We start from the raw sequence: 17,469 nt of genomic DNA, 5'->3' as shown, positions 1-17,469 counted from the left end.
CTTGCGCCTCGGGCCAATTCAACACCATGGGGGTCAGCATTGCTGAGGCGTCAGTCAGCGGTCCAACCGCCGTCGATCAACAGATGCGTGCCAGTCATCAACGCCGATGCCTCAGAGGCCAGATAGACCACCGGCCCCATGATATCGGTGACTTCGCCCACGCGCCCCAGCTTGATCTTCTCTTCGATCCATTTGACCCGCTCGGGATTGTCAAAAGTTACCTCAGTCAAGGCGGTGCGGATGAAGGTCGGGCAGATCGTGTTGACCCGAATACCATGTGGGCCCCATTCGATGGCCATGGCCTTGGTGAACCCTTCGACCGCATGTTTGGTGCCACAATAGACGGCGCGATCTATCCCGCCGACATGGGCCATTTGGCTGGTGATGTTGATAAGCGATCCCGACTTCCCGACCTTGATCAAGCCTTGGGCGACGGCGGTGGTCAGGAAATACGCACCTTTAAAATTCAGGTCCGACACGCGGTCAAAATCACCCTCCAAGGTGTCCACCGCAGGTGAATGGATGGCCAAACCCGCCGAGTTCACCAAAACATCGAAGGGGCCAGCCTGCGCCACGGCGGCTTGCATGGCGGGGATGTCCGACACGTCCAGTGGCAGCACGTCTGCTTTGAACCCCGTGTCGCCAAGCGTTTGGGCGATCGCCTTCAGTTTATCCGCGGATCTTGCTGCCAAGGTGACCTCCGCCCCCGCTTCGGCGAGGGCCACGGCGCAGGCCAGCCCGATGCCAGAGGACGCGCCTGTGACAAGGGCGCGTTTGCCCGAGAGCTTGAAGCTGGGGGTCGATGGAAGGGTCATTTTACTGCATCCTTTTGCTGTCATGCCCCTAGGCGGCACATCTGTTCATATGCGCTGCCGCGACGGGACAAATGTCGGAAGATGGGTCTTCAGGCCTTCCCAGTTTGTGCACCTTCCGCATCCAGCGGCGGCGCGCCCTACCGAGGCGTTCACTTCGTACAAAATGTGAAGCAATTTGAGAGCCATATTGAAACTACACTCTTGTAATCCGACACGTGAACTCACACAGTGAATGGCAATCAATTAAAAGATCAAGACGTATTTTGGAGAGTATGAAATGCGAACACGCGCGGCCGTTGCCCTTGAGGCTGGGAAACCACTAGAGGTTATGGAAGTGAACTTGGAAGGCCCACGGGCTGGTGAAGTTCTGGTAGAAATCAAGGCCACTGGTCTGTGTCATACCGATGAATTCACCCGCTCCGGCGATGATCCCGAGGGCATTTTTCCAGCCATTCTAGGGCATGAAGGTGCGGGCGTGGTTATCGAAGTGGGTGAAGGGGTCACCAGTCTGGAAGTGGGGGATCACGTTATCCCGCTTTACACTCCGGAATGTCGCGAGTGCGAATACTGCCTGAACCCGAAAACCAACCTGTGCCAGTCCATCCGCGCGACACAGGGGGCAGGATTGCTTCCCGACGGCTCGACCCGTTTTTCCATGCTCGATGGCACGCCAATTCATCACTATATGGGGTGCTCAACCTTCGCCAACCACACAGTGGTGCCGGAAATCGCGCTTGCAAAGGTGCGCCAAGACGCGCCATTCGACAAAATTTGCTACATCGGCTGCGGGGTCACCACCGGCATCGGGGCCGTGATCAATACCGCCAAGGTCGAGATCGGCTCCACCGCCATTGTCTTCGGCTTGGGGGGCATCGGCCTGAACGTTATCCAAGGGCTTCGCCTTGCTGGCGCTGACCAGATCGTCGGCGTTGACCTGAATGACAGCAAGGTCGACATGGGCAAAAAATTTGGCATGACCGACTTTGTGAACCCGTCGAATGTGTCAGGCGATCTTGTCGCGCATTTGGTAGAGCTGACGGGCGGAGGCGCAGATTACACCTTCGATGCGACCGGCAATGTTGAGGTGATGAGAACAGCCCTAGAGGCGGCGCATAAGGGTTGGGGCGAAAGCATCATCATCGGCGTGGCCCCTGCCGGCGCAGAGATTTCCACCCGCCCCTTCCAATTGGTCACCGGTCGATCATGGCGTGGCACCGCATTTGGGGGTGCCTCCGGCCGCACGGATGTCCCAAAGATCGTTGACTGGTATATGGACGGCAAAATCGAGATCGACCCGATGATCACGCATAAGCTGAAGCTGGAAGATATCAACCACGGCTTTGACCTGATGCACGAAGGCAAGTCGATCCGCGCAGTCGTGGAGTTCTAAGCCATGGAGCCGTCCGTCCCAGAAGTTCACACCTACTTTGACGAGACCACCAATGCTGCCTGCCATATCGTAAAGGATCCGGCCTCTAATGCCGTGGCGATTATCGATTCCATTTTGGACTTTGACGCAGCGGCCGGACGGACCCACACCAATCATGCCGACATGCTTATCCATGAAATCAACCGCAACGGCTGGCAAGTCGCGTGGATCTTGGAGACGCATGTTCACGCGGACCACTTGTCGGCCGCGCCATATCTTGCCGAGAAACTGGGCGGCAAAATCGCGATCGGGGCCAATATCGCGGCAGTACAACAGGTGTTCGGCAAAATTTTCAACGCGGGCACCGAATTCGAAATGGATGGCAGTCAATTCGACCAGCTTTTCAACGAAGGGGATGTCTTTTCGATCGGCGGTCTCGACGTCGAGGTGATGCATACCCCGGGTCACACCCCTGCTTGCGTCACCTATGTCATCGGGGATGCGGCCTTTATCGGGGATACATTGTTTATGCCCGATTTCGGCACCGCCCGTGCCGATTTCCCAGGTGGCTCGGCGACTGAGTTATACACTTCTATTCAACGCATTCTTGCATTGCCCGACCACACGCGGCTGTTTCTTTGCCACGACTATAAAACCAAGGACCGCGACACATTTTGCTGGCAAACCACTGTTGCCGAGCAAAAAGCTGCCAATATCCATGTCGGGGGCGGCAAATCAGAAGAAGAATACGTTGCATTCAGGACGGAGCGCGATGCGCAATTGGCCATGCCGAAACTGATCATCCCGTCCATACAAGTCAACATGAATGCCGGAAAAATGCCCCCTGCGGATGACGATGGCGATGTCTATTTGAAGGTGCCTATCAACAAGCTTTGAGATGTCGCGCGCAGGCTCTTGTGCTCTCAACATCGACTCATTCGCAAACTCCGGCAGGCTTGGTTCCAACCCGCCAGACATCTGTGCATAAGGGAACTATCCGTTCTCTTTCTGGTAAGAAATCGCGCTGAAAACAAACAGTGGCCTTTTCAGTCAGCCTGCGCAATCGCCATCCACATGGCGGCAGCCAACCCTAGACCAAAACGCCCCGATCAAGACCTAACAACATGCCTCTACGCCTCTGAGATGCCCCATTCGCCACCAATGCTTAGGGCGCGATCTAAGCGATGCGCCCAAAGAAGCCACAAGCATCAACGCCTGTAAGTGCCATATAATACAATGTAAAATGGTGCCCCCACACGGACTCGAACCGCGGACCTACTGATTACAAATCAGTTGCTCTACCAGCTGAGCTATAGGGGCACTAGGCGGGCTTATAATGCGAGATTGAGCGGCTTCGCAAGACCGTAAATGCAACATTTTTCACATCCGTTATTTTTCACGTTTGATTGCGGCATCCGGCCCCGATACATAGGTGGAATTCCTTAGATAGACGCAAGGCTTCACCCTGATGGAAATCGTTTTGCACGTGGGCGCACATAGCACAGATGAAGACAACCTTCTGAAATGCCTATACAAAAACAAAGAGGCGCTGTCCAAGCGCGGCATTGTTGTGCCGACTCCCTCTCGCTACCGCCCCGCTATTCGCGAAACCATGCAAGCTTTGGTTGGCGATGTCGCTCCGATTGAGACGCAAGAAGCCTTGCTGGATAGCATTATGGATGAGGATCACGCCGAGCGTTTGATTCTGGGTCATGAAAGCTTCTTCTGCGTCCCTGGGCGCAGTGTCCAGCAAGGGCAGCTCTACCCTACCGTGAATCTCAAGGCTGCACGGCTGCGCAACTTGTTTTCGCGTGAGGAGGTTCGGTTTTGTATCGGGCTTAGGAATCCTGCGACGTTCTTGCCTGCTGTGTTTGCGCGGGCGCAGAATCCCAATTTTGAGGCCTTCCTTGACGGTGCCGATCCCATGGCGATGCGCTGGTCTGAACTTATTTCACGCATGCGCACCAATGTGCCAGATGCGCCAATTACCGTCTGGTGCAACGAAGACACGCCCCTGCTTTGGCCGCATATCCTCCAAGCCATCGCCAACACAGCTGACGATTTCAAATTTGAAACGGTGAACGAGTTTTTGGGCACCATCATGGGGCGCGGCGGGCTGAACCGCCTGCAAAGCTATCTGGAAGCACACCCGCCGCAGTCCGAAGATCAGCGGCAACGCATTGTGGCCGCCTTCTTGGACAAATTTGGCGCAGAGGCCATGGAGCAGGAAATCGACCTTCCGGGCTGGACCGACGCTTACGTCAACCAGCTGACAGAATTGTACGAACGCGACCTAGAGTTGCTGGATGCAATGCCCGGCGTCACCTTCATGACGCCGTAGCAGGATTACATTCCCAAGGCTTCTTTGTACATTTCAAGTACGGCTTCTTCTTCGGAGATGTCTTGTGGATCGCGTTTGCGCAACGCCATGACCTTGCGCAGAACTTTGGTGTCATACCCGCGGCCTTTGGCCTCTGACATGACTTCCTTGGCGGCTTCCGCGATGTCCTTTTTTTCCTGATCAAGGCGTTCCAGACGCTCTACAAATTGGCGCAGTTCATCTGCAGTGACACGGTAAGTGCTATCAACGACGGAGGTGTCAGACATGGCATGGTTCCTTGCGCTTATGTAGATCAGAGCCCCCGAGATACTAAGCCCCGCCGCGACCTACAAGGTCCAAACGGTTGCGACAGACCTCGGACTGGGCTAGGCCACCGCCAAAGACGTATTAGGAGAGCACGACATGTCCAATCTTATCCCTCTTGGGGCCGTGATTACCGTGATGGGACTTTTGGGTCTTGTTTGGTGCATTGTCAAAGTAACGCGGGCGCGAAAGCAGGGTCTGAGTGACGAGGACCTGCGCGCTGTTATGCAGACCACCGTTGGCTTGAACCTCGGTGCGTTGCTGCTGTCTGCCATCGGGTTGATGATGGTCGTGATCGGGATCATCCTCGGGTAAAGTCGCCAATCAAAGCGTTTAGGCGTTCAGGCTGGCGAACCTTTGACGCTCTTGCGCGAGCATGACCAAAACCGGCGCGGCCTGCCAAAGCGAAGGCTCCTCTGGGGACAAGATCGATAGACGTGACGCGATAATCGACGGCGTCGTTATATCCGCATCCATCATCGGGCCTCCCCTGCTGCGCGGATATCCAAACCCCTGCACCATAACCAAGTCGATATCGCTGGGGCGCGCCGCAACCCCCTGCCCCAGCAGCCGCGCGCCCGCGTTCACAATGGCCAACAAGATACGATCCCGAATGTCCCTGTCAGAGAATTTTCGCGCGGTGATGCCTTTGTCTGCTCGGTGTTCGGCAATCAGCTTCAGCACGTCGCCGTTTGGCACGCCCTGCGATTCCCCTTCGATGTAGATGTAATATCCGCGACCGTTTTTTTGCCCAAGCCAGTTCTGCTCGACCATCTTGTCCGCAATTTCGACGTATCGGGCATCGGCGTCTCGCGGTGTTGACTGGCGGCGGGCGTAGCCGATGTCCAACCCTGCCATATCTGCCGCTTGATACGGCCCCAGCGGAAAACCGAATGACCGCATGGCCCCGTCGATTTGCGCAGGGGTGGCGCCGTCTTCCAGCATGATATCTGCCGCCAGATGATAGGCGTCTAGAATTGCGCCGCTGATATACCCGTGACCCATGCCGTTTTGGACATGGGCACGCACCGGCGTTTTCCCCATTCGTTTCGCAAAGCCTAACCCTGTCACAACAGTTTGGGCGGAGGCTGCGTCATGCACCCCGATCTCTACCAATTTGTTGCCCTGCGCGGGCGCGCCAAAATTCAATCCGATGGTATCCGAAGGGCGCCCCGTGGCTTGCGCCAAGACGGTGAGGTCCAAGCAAGATGTATTCGTCGCAATCACGGCATCCGGCTTGGCCATCGCGCCGATTTCTGCCAGCAATGTGGACTTCACCGCTATATCATCGCCGAGGGCCTCAACGATCAGATCGGCCTCGCCCAAGCTGTCCAGCTTGTTGGTAAGTTGCAGATGGGTCAACGCGGCGGCACCCTGCGCCTCCGACAAGCGCCCCTTGGCGATCGAGCGCTCGTAGTAAGCCCCGATCTGCTCAAGCGCCGAATTCACGCCGCTTTCTCCCTGCTCCACCAAAGTCACCGCAAACCCGCCTTGCAACGCCGCAATGGCGATGCCCGAGCCTAACGACCCGCCTCCGACAATGGCGATACGGTCAATTTTGGCAGGTTTGGCCTCTGCCAGTTCCGGAAATCTGGCAGCCATGTGTTCAGCAAGAAAGGCGTGACGCAAACCTTCGCTTTCGCGCGAAGCAAAGCAATCCTCAAACGCCGAGCGCTCCATCTCCAAACCCGCATCCATCGGCAACAATAGCGCCGCTTCCACGCAGTCCACAGACTTCTGCCGCGCCCCTGCGTTTGCGCCATACTCTTGGGCCACGGCTGCTCGGCGTGTGGCCACCGAGGCCATATAGGCTGCGCCATCGGTCAAATGTTTGCGTATCTGCGCGGTTGGACGCGGCTCAGTCAAGGATCGCGCATAGGTCACGGCTGCCGTTCGCAGATCGCCATCTGCGATCTCGTCCAGCAACCCGATCTCAAGGGCGATTTCCGATCCTATTTGGTTGCCGCTGAGGATAATATCCAATGACAGCTCGGCCCCGATCAGGCGCGGCAAGCGTTGTGTGCCCCCTGCTGCGGGCAGTAGGCCAAGCTGGATGTCCGGCAAGCCCATGCGTGCGTCGCCCGTCGCAATCCGGTAATGCGCGGCCGTAGCAAGCTCTAGCCCACCGCCCAAAACAGGCCCGTGCAAGGCTGCGACCACCGGCTTTGCAGCGGATTCGATCCAAGTAGATAGCTGCGATAATGAGGGCTCTTGCGCAGGTTGATCCAACTCGCGGATGTCGGCACCCGCAAGAAAACCACGCCCATTGGCGACAATGACAATCGCTTGTGTTTTCTCCTGCGCCATCGCGGCACTCAGGGCGGCGGCAATCCCGCGCCGAACAGCCACACCCAAGGCGTTCACCGGCGGGTTTTCGACCACGATCAGTGCTATGTTTCCTTGACGTTCCAGTCGGACGGGGTGTTTGGGGGCCTGTGTCATATGACTTTTTCGCTTGGATCATGGGCGATGTCTACCGCCTGTTTAATCAACAGCGGAATCGTTGCCGCGTATTTTTGAGCCACCTCGGGGTTCGAAGCATTCCCCTCGCGTGCCCTAGCGACAACCCCTTGCAAAATTGCCGCAAGCCGGAAGGTGCTGAACACAAGGTAGAATGCCCAATTGTCCGGAAGCGGGATGTTTCGCCTAGCGCAATAGCGGGCGATGTAGTCGCGCTCGCTGGGCAGTCCCAAGGCGGCGCGATCTGCCCCCCCAAGTCCGCGCATTGCGCCATTGCTGGGCAATCGCAACTGCATCGATTGATAGGCCAGATCCGCCAAGGGGTGTCCCAATGTGGCAAGCTCCCAATCCAGCAAGCCGATCACCTCGGGGCGGTCGGGTGCGAAAACCATGTTATCAAGTCGGTAGTCCCCATGTACCAGCCCCATTTGCCCATCGTCATCGGGCATATGCAGGCCCAACCAATCCATCAGCCCTGTCATGGCGCGGTCTGGCTCATCCACCGAGGCCAGATATTGCCGTGACCAGCGATCTGTCTGACGGGCAAAGTAATTCCCGGCCTTGCCAAATTCAGCGAGCCCCGCAGCCTCAATGTTGACGTCATGCAAATCAGCAAGCCTATCCGCCATGGCGTCATAGATCGCGCGGCGGTCTTCACGCGCCGCCAAATCCGGCAGGCTTGGGTCCCAAAATATGCGCCCGTCCAGATATTCCATCACAAAGAAGGCGCGCCCCAAGGGTGAAACCTTGTCCGACGCGAGATGAACCATTTTAGGGACGGGCACAGCCGTGTTGGACAAGCGCGACATCACTTCGAATTCCCGCTCCACCAAATGCGCGGACCTCAGCAAAACCCCGACTGGTTTGGTCCGCAGCACGAAAACGCCGGTGTCAGTGATCATTTTGTAGGTCGGGTTCGACTGCCCCGCCCCAAATTTTTCAAGACGCCGGATCAGGCCCACCTGCGGCACATGCTCTGCGAGGTAGGGGGTTAAGCTGGCAATCATTAAATCTGCGGTCCCGCCCATATCCCAACTTACCCAGCCCTGCGCGATTGACAAGCGCCGCGACTAGGTCAACCCTGCCGCTCAAGCAAAAGGAGGCTCTTCATGGACTTAGGGATCAGCCCAAGATTACAGCCCATCCTAGAGGCCGTCGCTACAATGGTCCGCGATGACATCGCTCCGCTGGATGCCGAGTATTTTGAACAGGTAGAGAAAGGCGACCGCTGGAGTTTCACCCCCACACAACACGAAATTGTCGAAGGCCTAAAGGCAAAGGCCAAAGCTGCCGGTCTTTGGAACCTGTGGTCCTCTGCGACCGGTCACCAGTTATCGACGGTTGAATACGCCTATTTGGCCGAGGAAATGGGCAAGGCGCATCTCGCCCCTGAAACCTTCAACTGCAACGCCCCCGATACGGGCAACATGGACGTGTTCAAGACATACGGCACGGACGCCATGAAAGAGCAGTGGCTTGCCCCCCTGCTCGCCGGAGAAATCCGATCAGCCTATCTGATGACAGAGCCGGAGGTCGCCTCATCCGACGCCACAAACATCGCGTTGTCTTGTGTACGCGACGGCGGCGACTATGTGCTGAACGGTGAAAAATGGTGGGCCACGGGTGCAGGTGACCCGCGCTGTGCGGTCTATATCGTGATGGTTCACACCCCAAACGACGGGCCGAAGCACCAGCAGCATTCCATGATTGTGGTGCCCTCAAACACCATCGGTATTGAAAAGCTGCGCGCGATGGAAGTTTACGGCGATGACGAGGCTCCGCACGGCCATATGCATATCCGCTTTACCGACGTACGTGTGCCCGCCGAAAACATGCTACTTGGCGTCGGGCGCGGGTTCGAGATTTCCCAAGGCCGCTTGGGACCGGGCCGTATTCACCACTGCATGCGCGCGATAGGCATGGCTGAGAAAGCGCTGGAGCTGATGACCCGCCGCGCCTTGTCCCGCGAGGCCTTCGGCAAACCGCTGGCGCAATTGGGGGGCAACTTCGACTATATCGCCAACGCCCGCATGCAGATTGAGCAAGCCCGTTTGTTGTGCCTCAAGGCCGCGTGGATGATGGATCAAGGCGATGCCCGCGCTGCGGCCCCGTGGATCAGCCAGATCAAGGTCGAGGCCCCGCGCATCGCATTAGAGATCACCGATCAGGCCGTGCAAATGTTTGGCGCACAAGGAATATCCCAAGACACCCCCCTCGCCCGCCAATGGGCACATCTGCGCACATTGCGACTGGCCGATGGGCCCGATGCGGTGCACCGCCGCCAAGTCGCTCGCGCAGAGCTTCGCAAATACACGCAGGAGAAAGTCTAAATGACAGAGCACCGTTATACCGCTGGTGACACCGAATGTATCGGCTATGTGGCCCACCCTAAAGGCGACGGCCCGCACCCTGTTGTTATGATTGCCCCCGCCTATGCGGGCTTGGGTGACTTTGTGAAAGGAAAAGCCGATTGGCTGGCGACCCTTGGCTACATCGGCTTTGCGGTGGATTACTATGGCAACGGTCGCCTTGGGCGCAATTCCGACGAGGCCATGGCGATGATGCAGGTGCTGAACGCCGACCGCCCCACCCTGCGCACCCGCATGGTCGCAGCACTTGAGGCTGCTCGCACTTTGCCCAACGCAGATACAACACGCATCGCGGCAATCGGGTTTTGCATGGGCGGCAAGGCGGTTCTAGACCTCGCGCGCTCAGGCGCCACATTGTCGGGAGTTGTCGGCTTTCATGCCGTGTTCGACGCGCCGCCCGAAGGTTGCGAGAAAATGAACACCTCTGTCTTGGTGTTGCATGGCTGGGATGACCCGCTTGCCACACCCGCCCAAACTGTCGACATCGCGGCCGAGCTTACGGCCCATTGCGATGATTGGCAGATTTTGGCTTTCGGCAACACCGCCCATTCCTTCACCAACCCTGCGGCCCAAGACCCTGAGGCGGGCAACGCCTATAGTAAACGCGCCAATGACCGCGCATTTGCCGCCATGCGCGCCTTTCTCAAGGAGCGTTTCGCACAAAGCTAGACGCCCCTCCTTCCACGCAGTATTTGGTAGATATGGATATTCGCACACTCTCCCCCGACTTCGCCGTAACACCACAGATTCACGCATCCGACATGGAGGCCATCAAGGCCGAGGGTTTCACCCATATTCTGTGCAACCGGCCAGAAGCAGAAAGCATGCCTGGTGATAAGCCCGCCGACATCGAGGCCGCAGCCAAGGCAGCAGGCTTGGGCTTCTCCAACAACCCCGTCGTCATGGGGCAACTCAGCATGGACAATGTCACCGCCCAAAGGGTCGAAGGCAAAATTCTGGCCTATTGCGCATCCGGCACGCGCTCGGCCATTGTCTGGGCCTTGGCGGTTGCAGGCACGCAGCCCACCAAAGACATTCTGGCCACTCTGGACGCCGCTGGCTTCCCGATGCCGCAGCTAGGGCCACAGGTCGACGCACTCGCGAAAGGATAACGCATGGATGACCCAGAACACCGTTGGCACGATATGGGCGGCGACGCCGCAGGCCCCGTCCCTATGGATGGTCATGACTTCGCAATCTGGGAAAAGCGCGTCGATGCGCTGGTGATCCTTGGACAGCAACGCGGGCATTTCACCGTTGACGGGCTGCGCCGCGCTTTGGAAGACATGGGCGAAGCGGCCTTCAACGAGATGACATATTATGAGCGTTGGGTCGCCTCGCTAAACCAAAACCTGATCGAGGCAGGGGTTTACTCCCTAGAAGAACTCGGCGCCAAGATGGAAGAGGTCAAGGCGCGCGGTGACACCTACGGCGCGGTGCAATCATGACCCTGCCGGTCGGCGCCTCCGTTCGCATCAAGACGATGTCCCCGCTGGGCCACATCCGCACACCAAAATATCTTCGGGGCAAAACCGGCGTGGTGGAACGCGTGTTGGGCCCTTTCAACAACCCAGAGCAGCTGGCCTATATGGTTCCCGCCACTCCGCGCACGCTTTACCGTGTGCGTTTTGAAATGGGGCACATCTGGCCCGATGCCGAAGCCCCCCAAGATACGCTAGACGCCGAAATTTACGAGCATTGGATTGACCAAGATGCCCCATGATCATCACGACCATGACCACCTGTCCCCGTCTGGTCACCCCTACCGCAAGGATAACGACGGGGCGCTCAGCTATTGGCAAACAATGGAAGTCGCCATTCGCGAGCTGATGGTCGAGAAAGGCGAACTCACCCCTGCCCAAATCCAAGCGCAAATTGACGCGATGGATGCACGCTCCCCTGCGAATGGGGCCGCAGTTGTGGCGCGCGCGTGGACTGATCCGGAATTTAAGGCGCGGCTCTTGGCAAATGGCTCTGACGCAGCGCGCGAAATGGGCTTTGACATTGGCCCGATGCATCTTGTGGCGGTCGAGAACACCGAAGACACGCATAATCTGATCGTCTGCACGCTGTGTTCTTGCTATCCGCGCAACCTGTTGGGGCTGCCGCCAGATTGGTACAAAACCCGTGAATACCGGTCACGCGCCGTGCGCGAACCGCGTGCGGTGTTGCGCGAGTTTGGTGTCGATCTGCCCGCGGATGTGACCCTGCGCGTTCACGATAGCACCGCCGATATGCGCTACATCGTTCTGCCTGCCCGTCCGGCGGGTACAGAAAATCTGGATGCAACTGCTTTGGCCAAACTGGTGACCCGCGACAGCATGATCGGCACGGGGCTGCCTAAGGGCGCCTGATGCCACAAAATAATGTCGCGCGCGGGATTGCGTTGATGATCGCGGCCACTTTGATGTTCACGCTGATGGATGTCTGCGCCAAGGCACTTTCCACCCGCGTGGACACGGTGCAAACCCTCTGGGCGCGCTACACGGTTCAAATGGTGGTGGTGACTTTGATCATCTCGCCACGCCTGCGGTCGACGGTGAAGACCCAACGCCTTGGGTTGCAAATCTTTCGCGCCTTTGCCCTGCTGGCCACGACTGGGTTTTTCTTTGTGGGCTTCACCAAGATGTCGCTGATCGAGACCACGTCCCTGATGCAGATCAGCCCGATCTTTATCATGATCGGTGCCGCGATCTTCTTGGGCGAGACCTTTGGCCTCAGACGTGCGGTCGCTGCGGGCGTGGCGCTGGTCGGTGCGATGATCATTCTGCGCCCTGGGACGGCTGGTTTCAATCCTTATGCGTTGTTCACGCTTGGTGGCACGATTTGCTACTCGGTCTATGCCTTGGCAACCAGATATGCGGGCCGTGGCGAGGACATTTGGACCTCCCTATTCTACACCGGCACTGTCGCAACCTTGTTGCTATGCGCGATGGTTCCTTTCTTCTGGCAACCGCTGGAGTTGGGCGACCTTCCTTATATGTTGGGTGTGGGATTGATGGGCACAGCCGGACAATTGCTGCTGATCCGCGCGTTGTCACTGGCGCCCGCGTCGGTGCTGGCCCCGTTTACCTATGTGGCCCTCATATTTTCCAGCGTGTGGGGGGTGGTGTTCTTCAACAACTTCCCCGACGGCCCCGTCTACATAGGGGCGCTTGTTATCGTGGGGGCTGGGCTTTATGTCTGGCACAGGGAAACACAGGTCAAAACCAGTTAACACATGGCATTAGGCAGTACAGCTCAGGGGCGACGCGGGATCGCGGAATTCGCGTCCTACATGGCCATTCGTGGCATTATCGGGGTGGCGTTGGCCATTCCTTACAAGTGGCGCGTGCCTTTGGCGGGCTGGGTTGTGTCGAGGGTGATCGCCCCTTTGGCCGGATATACCAAACGTGTGCGCGACAATCTTGCCTATGTCTGCCCCGATCTGCCACAGGCTGAAATTGATCGACTGACCCGCGCCGTGCCTGACAATGCGGGCCGCACATTGATCGAAATCTATTCCGGCAAGGGTTTTACTGATCGCTTTAAACACGCTCCCCTTACAGGCGAGGGTGTCGACGCACTTCATCAAGCTCACGCCGAAGGTCGCCCCGTTGTTTTGGTTACAGGTCACTTTGGAAATTACGATGCGCCACGCGCGGCCTTGATTGCGGCCGGTTTCAACGTCGGCGCCCTCTACCGCGAAATGAACAATGGGTTCTTTAACCCGCATTACGTGGCCGCGATCAGCAAGGTCGGCACGCCGGTGTTTCCACGCGGTCGGCAAGGTTTGGCGGGATTGATCAAATTCTTGCGTGGCGGCGGCATGGCGGGCTTCTTGGTGGATCAATATATGTGGGATGGGGAGGATTTGACATTCTTCGGAAAACCCGCACCCACGGCCCTATCGGCGGCAGAATTGGCATTAAAGTACAACGCCTTGGTTGTACCAACCTACGGCATACGACAGCCAAACGGGTTGGATTTTGAAGTGGTTTGCGAGGCTCCTATCCCGCACTCAAACGCCAAAGACATGACGCAGGCGCTCAACAACTCACTTGAGGCTTTGGCCCGCAGGCATATGGATCAATGGTTCTGGATTCACCGCCGCTGGAAGCCCGAGCAGGCGGAGCTTCGTCAGTCGACCCGTGCAGCCGCCAAGATGGGGCCGGTTGATCCGTCCTGAATAATGACAACCGCAGGATGATCCCCAGGGGCATCCGCACGAATGCTCAGATCTGAGTCTCCGGTCCAATCCCCAATGGAAACAAGGCTTTCCACGACATTGTGGTATGTAATCGAGCGCCCTGCATTTTCACCAGCGCGGATGTTTACCACCCGCTCCGGCGCATATCGGATCACTTGCACCAACATCTTTGGCGGCACATCCCCAGTGCGTTTCGCGGCGATTTGAAGCTGGCCGGATGCCGTTCTCTTGAGCTGCAAGGACACGACGTCGGGCTTGTGTTTATGCACATCAATTTGTTTGGCCAATTGCATTGCCTTGGTCCCGACAATGCCGTCCGTCCCGCCCACCATCATTTGCGGGGTATAGATCATGGTGCTTTGCGAACGTCGCGCATAACCGCGTTGACGTTGAGTGTGTTCAGGGCTTCCAAATTCGTCAACCCAACCAAGATAATCCCAATAATCCACATGCAGGCTAAGGGCGATCACATCGTCGCGGTTTGCCAGCTCTCCCAGCAGGGCATCTGCGGGCGGACAAGATGAACACCCTTGAGAGGTAAACAACTCTACCACCACAGGACCGCCGGCAAAGACTGGAAGCGCCGAAGCCATTGAAAAGGCGGTGATAGCGGCAGTGGTCAGGCGTTTAATCATGTGTCACTCGGAATTTGCTGATGCGTTAGTCTACTCCTAAGCGGTTGCGACGCAATGCGCCAATCACCCCTTCGCGAGCATTCCGTTAACTCATCTTCCAAATAAAAAGCCCACCGCGATCCTGTCGCGGTGGGCCAAAGCGTTTATGCGTCAGATTTAGGACGCAGCCAAGTCGCGCAAAACGTAGTGCAGAACGCCACCGTGTTCGATGTATTCTTTCTCGATTGCGGTATCGATGCGGCATTTCAGAGAGATGTTTTTCACTGTGCCATCGGCCATTGTGATCTCGCATGGAACATCGGACAACGGCTGAAGGTCGCCCTCAAGGCCCATGATGTTCACAGTCTCGTCACCGGTCAGGCCAAGTGACTTACGGCTGTCGCCTGCGGTAAATTCGAACGGGATAACGCCCATTCCAACAAGGTTTGAACGGTGGATACGCTCAAAGCTTTCTGCGATCACGGCTTTCACCCCTAGAAGTGCGGTGCCTTTGGCGGCCCAGTCACGCGAAGAGCCCGCGCCGTATTGCTCGCCCCCAAAGATCACCAGCGGAGTGCCAGCTTCTTGGTAGGCCATCGCCGCGTCAAAGATCGCCGCCTGCTCACCGTTTGGACCTTTGGTGTAGCCGCCTTCAACGCCGTCCAGCATCTCGTTCTTGATGCGGATATTGGCGAATGTGCCGCGCATCATGATCTCGTGGTTACCACGACGCGAGCCGTAAGAGTTGAACTCGCGCGGGGCCACTTGACGGTCGGTCAAATACTTACCCGCTGGGCTTGTTTCCGCAAAGGTGCCCGCCGGAGAGATGTGGTCTGTTGTGATCATGTCGCCCAGAACCGCCAGAACTTTGGCATCCTTAACATCAGAGATAACGCCCGGCTCAGCCCCCATACCTTGGAAGTAAGGTGGGTTTTGCACATAGGTGGAGGTCGCAGGCCAGTCATATGTCAAGCTGTCGGTTGTCTCAACGCCCTGCCATTTGTCGTCGCCTTTGAACACATCTGCGTATTTCTCTTGGAACGCGGCGCGTGTCACGGTTTTCTCGACCATGTCTGCAACTTCTTGCGTCGTTGGCCAGATGTCTTTCAGGTAGACGTCATTGCCGTCTTTGTCCTGACCGATGACGTCAGTTGCAAGGTTGATGTCCAACGTGCCAGCCAAGGCATATGCCACAACCAGTGGAGGCGACGCGAGGTAGTTCGCACGCACGTCGGGGCTGATGCGCCCTTCGAAGTTGCGGTTCCCCGATAGAACAGAAGTCGCAACCAAGTCACCCTCGGCAATCGCTTCGGACAGCTCTTTTTGGATCGGGCCGGAGTTGCCGATACAGGTTGTGCAACCGTAGCCGACCAAGTTGAAGCCGATGGCGTCCAGATCGTCTTGCAGCTCGGCGGCTTCCAGATAGGCCGAAACCACTTGGGAACCAGGGGCCAAAGATGTCTTAACCCATGGCTTGCGGTTCAGGCCCAATTCGCGTGCTTTGCGCGCCACAAGGCCCGCGCCGATCATCACGTAAGGGTTAGATGTGTTGGTGCACGACGTGATCGACGCGATCACAACCTTGCCCGATTCCATCGTGTAGTCTTCGCCTGCAACGGCCACTTCTTTGCCCATTGGGCGCTTGAAGGTCTCTTCCATCTCTTTGCGGAAAGCCGTTTGGCCGTCTGTCAGCGCCACGTAGTCTTGTGGGCGTTTCGGGCCGGAGATCGCAGGAACGATGGTGCCCATATCAAGCGCCAGCGTGTCGGTGTAGATCGGTGCATAGTCTGCGTCGCGCCAGAAGCCGTTCTCTTTGGCGTAGGCTTCCACCAGTGCGATGGTCTCTTCTTCGCGGCCCGTGTTGTTGAGGTAGCGCAGTGTTTCATTGTCGATCGGGAAGAACCCGCAGGTCGCACCATACTCAGGTGCCATGTTCGCGATTGTTGCACGGTCAGCCAGCGGCAAACGGTCCAAACCTTCGCCGTAGAACTCTACGAACTTGCCAACAACGCCTTTGGCGCGCAGCATCTCGACCACTTTCAACACAAGGTCGGTCCCCGTGGTGCCTTCCACCATGGAGCCGGTCAGCTCAAAGCCGATAACCTCAGGGATCAGCATGGAAATCGGCTGGCCCAGCATCGCAGCTTCGGCCTCGATGCCGCCAACACCCCAACCCAAAACGGCCGCGCCGTTCACCATGGTGGTGTGGCTGTCCGTCCCAACAAGCGTGTCAGGATAGGCTACCATTTCGCCGCCTTGGTCTGTGTCAGACCATACGGTCTTGGACAGATACTCAAGGTTCACTTGGTGGCAGATACCAGTGCCGGGTGGAACTACGCGGAAGTTGTTAAACGCCGATTGGCCCCACTTCAGGAAGGTGTAGCGCTCTAGGTTGCGCTCGTATTCGCGGTCGACGTTCATCTGGAACGCGCGCGGGTTGCCGAATTCGTCGATCATAACAGAGTGGTCAATGACCAGATCAACTGGGTTCAGCGGGTTAATCTTTTCAGGATCGCCCCCAAGGTTCTTCAACCCGTCCCGCATCGCGGCCAAGTCAACCACGGCTGGAACGCCGGTGAAGTCTTGCAGCAGGATACGCGCAGGACGGTATGCGATTTCTTTCGGGTTCTTGCCGCCTTTTGTGGCCCACTCGGAGAAGGCTTTGATGTCTTCGACGTGGACAGTTTTGCCGTCTTCAAAGCGCAACATGTTTTCCAAGACCACTTTCAATGCGGCTGGCAGTTTGGAGAAATCGCCCAAACCGGCTTCTTCAGCTGCCTTGATCGAGTAATAGGCGAAGGTTTTGCCACCGGCACTTAGGGTGCGGCGGGTCTTGGCGGTGTCTTGTCCGACGACGATAGGCATAGCTGGGACTCCCGAGGTTATCATGGAAAGTGGTATCTGGGGCGGTCATGCCCCAAGTTTTACGGGCGATCAAGGGGGCAAAACACCCTTCTCACGACTTTTGTATACTATTGCATACATTTTTACCTGTTTTCGCGGTGGAAG

Annotated in this window: 18 protein-coding genes and 1 tRNA gene; 12 read left to right on the top strand and 7 right to left on the bottom strand. The window is 57.4% G+C overall.

Going from position 1 to position 17,469, the window contains the following annotated elements:
* Nucleotides 1–50: 50 nt before the first annotated feature.
* Nucleotides 51–815 carry an SDR family oxidoreductase gene (locus tag Q0746_RS15070; protein ID WP_298261735.1) on the bottom strand — a complete coding sequence of 255 codons (765 nt, stop codon included), beginning with the start codon at nt 813–815 and terminating at the stop codon, nt 51–53.
* A gap of 277 nt (nt 816–1,092) precedes the next feature.
* Here Q0746_RS15070 and Q0746_RS15065 point away from each other — a divergent pair, with 277 nt between their 5' ends.
* A complete protein-coding gene (locus Q0746_RS15065; protein WP_298261733.1) occupies nt 1,093–2,205 on the top strand; it encodes an S-(hydroxymethyl)glutathione dehydrogenase/class III alcohol dehydrogenase in 1,113 nt (370 codons plus the stop codon).
* A 3-nt stretch (nt 2,206–2,208) separates the two neighbouring features.
* Nucleotides 2,209–3,081: an MBL fold metallo-hydrolase gene (locus tag Q0746_RS15060; RefSeq protein WP_298261731.1), complete on the top strand. Its 873-nt coding sequence runs from the start codon at nt 2,209–2,211 to the stop codon at nt 3,079–3,081.
* A gap of 347 nt (nt 3,082–3,428) precedes the next feature.
* Here the strand turns inward: Q0746_RS15060 and Q0746_RS15055 are convergent.
* Nucleotides 3,429–3,504 (bottom strand) — tRNA-Thr (locus tag Q0746_RS15055).
* A 148-nt stretch (nt 3,505–3,652) separates the two neighbouring features.
* Between Q0746_RS15055 and Q0746_RS15050 the strand changes: the two genes are divergently transcribed.
* On the top strand, nt 3,653–4,525 hold the full coding sequence (locus Q0746_RS15050; protein WP_298261729.1) for a hypothetical protein: 873 nt from the start codon (nt 3,653–3,655) through the stop codon (nt 4,523–4,525).
* Nucleotides 4,526–4,530: 5 nt separating this feature from the next.
* Here Q0746_RS15050 and Q0746_RS15045 read toward each other — a convergent pair whose 3' ends face one another.
* Nucleotides 4,531–4,791 carry a DUF2312 domain-containing protein gene (locus Q0746_RS15045; RefSeq protein ID WP_298261727.1) on the bottom strand — a complete coding sequence of 87 codons (261 nt, stop codon included), beginning with the start codon at nt 4,789–4,791 and terminating at the stop codon, nt 4,531–4,533.
* Between the two features lie 136 nt (nt 4,792–4,927).
* Between Q0746_RS15045 and Q0746_RS15040 the strand changes: the two genes are divergently transcribed.
* Entirely contained in the window at nt 4,928–5,143 is a 216-nt protein-coding gene (locus tag Q0746_RS15040; protein ID WP_298261725.1) for a hypothetical protein, read from the top strand.
* An 18-nt stretch (nt 5,144–5,161) separates the two neighbouring features.
* Here Q0746_RS15040 and Q0746_RS15035 read toward each other — a convergent pair whose 3' ends face one another.
* Both Q0746_RS15035 and Q0746_RS15030 read right to left on the bottom strand, forming a co-directional pair.
* Nucleotides 5,162–7,270, bottom strand: coding sequence for a 3-hydroxyacyl-CoA dehydrogenase NAD-binding domain-containing protein (locus Q0746_RS15035; RefSeq protein WP_298261723.1), 2,109 nt, complete (start codon nt 7,268–7,270; stop codon nt 5,162–5,164).
* Nucleotides 7,267–8,295 carry a phosphotransferase gene (locus Q0746_RS15030; protein WP_298261721.1) on the bottom strand — a complete coding sequence of 343 codons (1,029 nt, stop codon included), beginning with the start codon at nt 8,293–8,295 and terminating at the stop codon, nt 7,267–7,269. Before Q0746_RS15030 ends, Q0746_RS15035 begins: the two co-directional genes overlap by 4 nt.
* 102 nt (nt 8,296–8,397) lie before the next feature.
* Here Q0746_RS15030 and Q0746_RS15025 point away from each other — a divergent pair, with 102 nt between their 5' ends.
* The 8 genes from Q0746_RS15025 to Q0746_RS14990 are packed head-to-tail and all read left to right on the top strand — an operon-like array spanning nt 8,398 to nt 13,825.
* The gene (locus Q0746_RS15025; protein WP_298261719.1) at nt 8,398–9,618 is read left to right on the top strand and encodes an acyl-CoA dehydrogenase family protein; all 1,221 of its coding nucleotides are present in this window, start codon (nt 8,398–8,400) and stop codon (nt 9,616–9,618) included.
* On the top strand, nt 9,619–10,326 hold the full coding sequence (locus Q0746_RS15020) for a dienelactone hydrolase family protein (protein ID WP_298261717.1): 708 nt from the start codon (nt 9,619–9,621) through the stop codon (nt 10,324–10,326).
* A 32-nt stretch (nt 10,327–10,358) separates the two neighbouring features.
* Nucleotides 10,359–10,769, top strand: a complete 411-nt coding sequence (locus tag Q0746_RS15015) for a TIGR01244 family sulfur transferase (protein WP_298261715.1) — start codon at nt 10,359–10,361, stop codon at nt 10,767–10,769.
* A 3-nt stretch (nt 10,770–10,772) separates the two neighbouring features.
* A complete protein-coding gene (locus tag Q0746_RS15010) occupies nt 10,773–11,105 on the top strand; it encodes an SH3-like domain-containing protein (RefSeq protein ID WP_298261713.1) in 333 nt (110 codons plus the stop codon).
* Nucleotides 11,102–11,380 carry an SH3-like domain-containing protein gene (locus tag Q0746_RS15005; protein ID WP_298261711.1) on the top strand — a complete coding sequence of 93 codons (279 nt, stop codon included), beginning with the start codon at nt 11,102–11,104 and terminating at the stop codon, nt 11,378–11,380. The genes Q0746_RS15010 and Q0746_RS15005 overlap by 4 nt, the downstream gene beginning before the upstream one ends.
* On the top strand, nt 11,370–12,011 hold the full coding sequence (gene nthA, locus Q0746_RS15000) for a nitrile hydratase subunit alpha (protein WP_298261709.1): 642 nt from the start codon (nt 11,370–11,372) through the stop codon (nt 12,009–12,011). The genes Q0746_RS15005 and nthA overlap by 11 nt, the downstream gene beginning before the upstream one ends.
* Entirely contained in the window at nt 12,011–12,874 is an 864-nt protein-coding gene (locus Q0746_RS14995; protein WP_298261707.1) for a DMT family transporter, read from the top strand. Before nthA ends, Q0746_RS14995 begins: the two co-directional genes overlap by 1 nt.
* Nucleotides 12,875–12,934: 60 nt before the next feature.
* A complete protein-coding gene (locus Q0746_RS14990; RefSeq protein WP_298262150.1) occupies nt 12,935–13,825 on the top strand; it encodes a lysophospholipid acyltransferase family protein in 891 nt (296 codons plus the stop codon).
* On the opposite strand, the gene Q0746_RS14985 is transcribed toward Q0746_RS14990, so the two are convergent.
* Both Q0746_RS14985 and acnA read right to left on the bottom strand, forming a co-directional pair.
* Nucleotides 13,777–14,481: a DUF1223 domain-containing protein gene (locus tag Q0746_RS14985; RefSeq protein ID WP_298261705.1), complete on the bottom strand. Its 705-nt coding sequence runs from the start codon at nt 14,479–14,481 to the stop codon at nt 13,777–13,779. The genes Q0746_RS14990 and Q0746_RS14985 overlap by 49 nt on opposite strands.
* Nucleotides 14,482–14,637: 156 nt before the next feature.
* Entirely contained in the window at nt 14,638–17,325 is a 2,688-nt protein-coding gene (acnA, locus tag Q0746_RS14980; protein WP_298261703.1) for an aconitate hydratase AcnA, read from the bottom strand.
* Nucleotides 17,326–17,469 lie beyond the last annotated feature (144 nt).

Source organism: uncultured Litoreibacter sp. (genome assembly GCF_947487515.1).
GTDB lineage: Bacteria > Pseudomonadota > Alphaproteobacteria > Rhodobacterales > Rhodobacteraceae > Litoreibacter.
The sequence above is the reverse complement of the archived record's forward strand: the minus strand, read 5'-3'. Positions and strand labels throughout refer to the sequence as shown.

What these genes read in the sequence shown, in the direction of transcription:
- Q0746_RS15040 (WP_298261725.1), top strand. Translation starts at nt 4,928, where the DNA reads ATGTCCAATCTTATCCCTCTTGGGGCCGTGATTACCGTGATGGGACTT.
- nthA (WP_298261709.1), top strand. Translation starts at nt 11,370, where the DNA reads ATGCCCCATGATCATCACGACCATGACCACCTGTCCCCGTCTGGTCAC.
- Q0746_RS15015 (WP_298261715.1), top strand. Translation starts at nt 10,359, where the DNA reads ATGGATATTCGCACACTCTCCCCCGACTTCGCCGTAACACCACAGATT.
- Q0746_RS15035 (WP_298261723.1), bottom strand. Translation starts at nt 7,270, where the DNA reads ATGACACAGGCCCCCAAACACCCCGTCCGACTGGAACGTCAAGGAAAC.
- Q0746_RS15065 (WP_298261733.1), top strand. Translation starts at nt 1,093, where the DNA reads ATGCGAACACGCGCGGCCGTTGCCCTTGAGGCTGGGAAACCACTAGAG.
- Q0746_RS15050 (WP_298261729.1), top strand. Translation starts at nt 3,653, where the DNA reads ATGGAAATCGTTTTGCACGTGGGCGCACATAGCACAGATGAAGACAAC.
- Q0746_RS14990 (WP_298262150.1), top strand. Translation starts at nt 12,935, where the DNA reads ATGGCCATTCGTGGCATTATCGGGGTGGCGTTGGCCATTCCTTACAAG.
- Q0746_RS15070 (WP_298261735.1), bottom strand. Translation starts at nt 815, where the DNA reads ATGACCCTTCCATCGACCCCCAGCTTCAAGCTCTCGGGCAAACGCGCC.
- Q0746_RS15005 (WP_298261711.1), top strand. Translation starts at nt 11,102, where the DNA reads ATGACCCTGCCGGTCGGCGCCTCCGTTCGCATCAAGACGATGTCCCCG.
- Q0746_RS15025 (WP_298261719.1), top strand. Translation starts at nt 8,398, where the DNA reads ATGGACTTAGGGATCAGCCCAAGATTACAGCCCATCCTAGAGGCCGTC.
- Q0746_RS14995 (WP_298261707.1), top strand. Translation starts at nt 12,011, where the DNA reads ATGCCACAAAATAATGTCGCGCGCGGGATTGCGTTGATGATCGCGGCC.
- Q0746_RS15010 (WP_298261713.1), top strand. Translation starts at nt 10,773, where the DNA reads ATGGATGACCCAGAACACCGTTGGCACGATATGGGCGGCGACGCCGCA.
- Q0746_RS15060 (WP_298261731.1), top strand. Translation starts at nt 2,209, where the DNA reads ATGGAGCCGTCCGTCCCAGAAGTTCACACCTACTTTGACGAGACCACC.
- Q0746_RS14985 (WP_298261705.1), bottom strand. Translation starts at nt 14,481, where the DNA reads ATGATTAAACGCCTGACCACTGCCGCTATCACCGCCTTTTCAATGGCT.
- Q0746_RS15020 (WP_298261717.1), top strand. Translation starts at nt 9,619, where the DNA reads ATGACAGAGCACCGTTATACCGCTGGTGACACCGAATGTATCGGCTAT.
- acnA (WP_298261703.1), bottom strand. Translation starts at nt 17,325, where the DNA reads ATGCCTATCGTCGTCGGACAAGACACCGCCAAGACCCGCCGCACCCTA.
- Q0746_RS15030 (WP_298261721.1), bottom strand. Translation starts at nt 8,295, where the DNA reads ATGATTGCCAGCTTAACCCCCTACCTCGCAGAGCATGTGCCGCAGGTG.
- Q0746_RS15045 (WP_298261727.1), bottom strand. Translation starts at nt 4,791, where the DNA reads ATGTCTGACACCTCCGTCGTTGATAGCACTTACCGTGTCACTGCAGAT.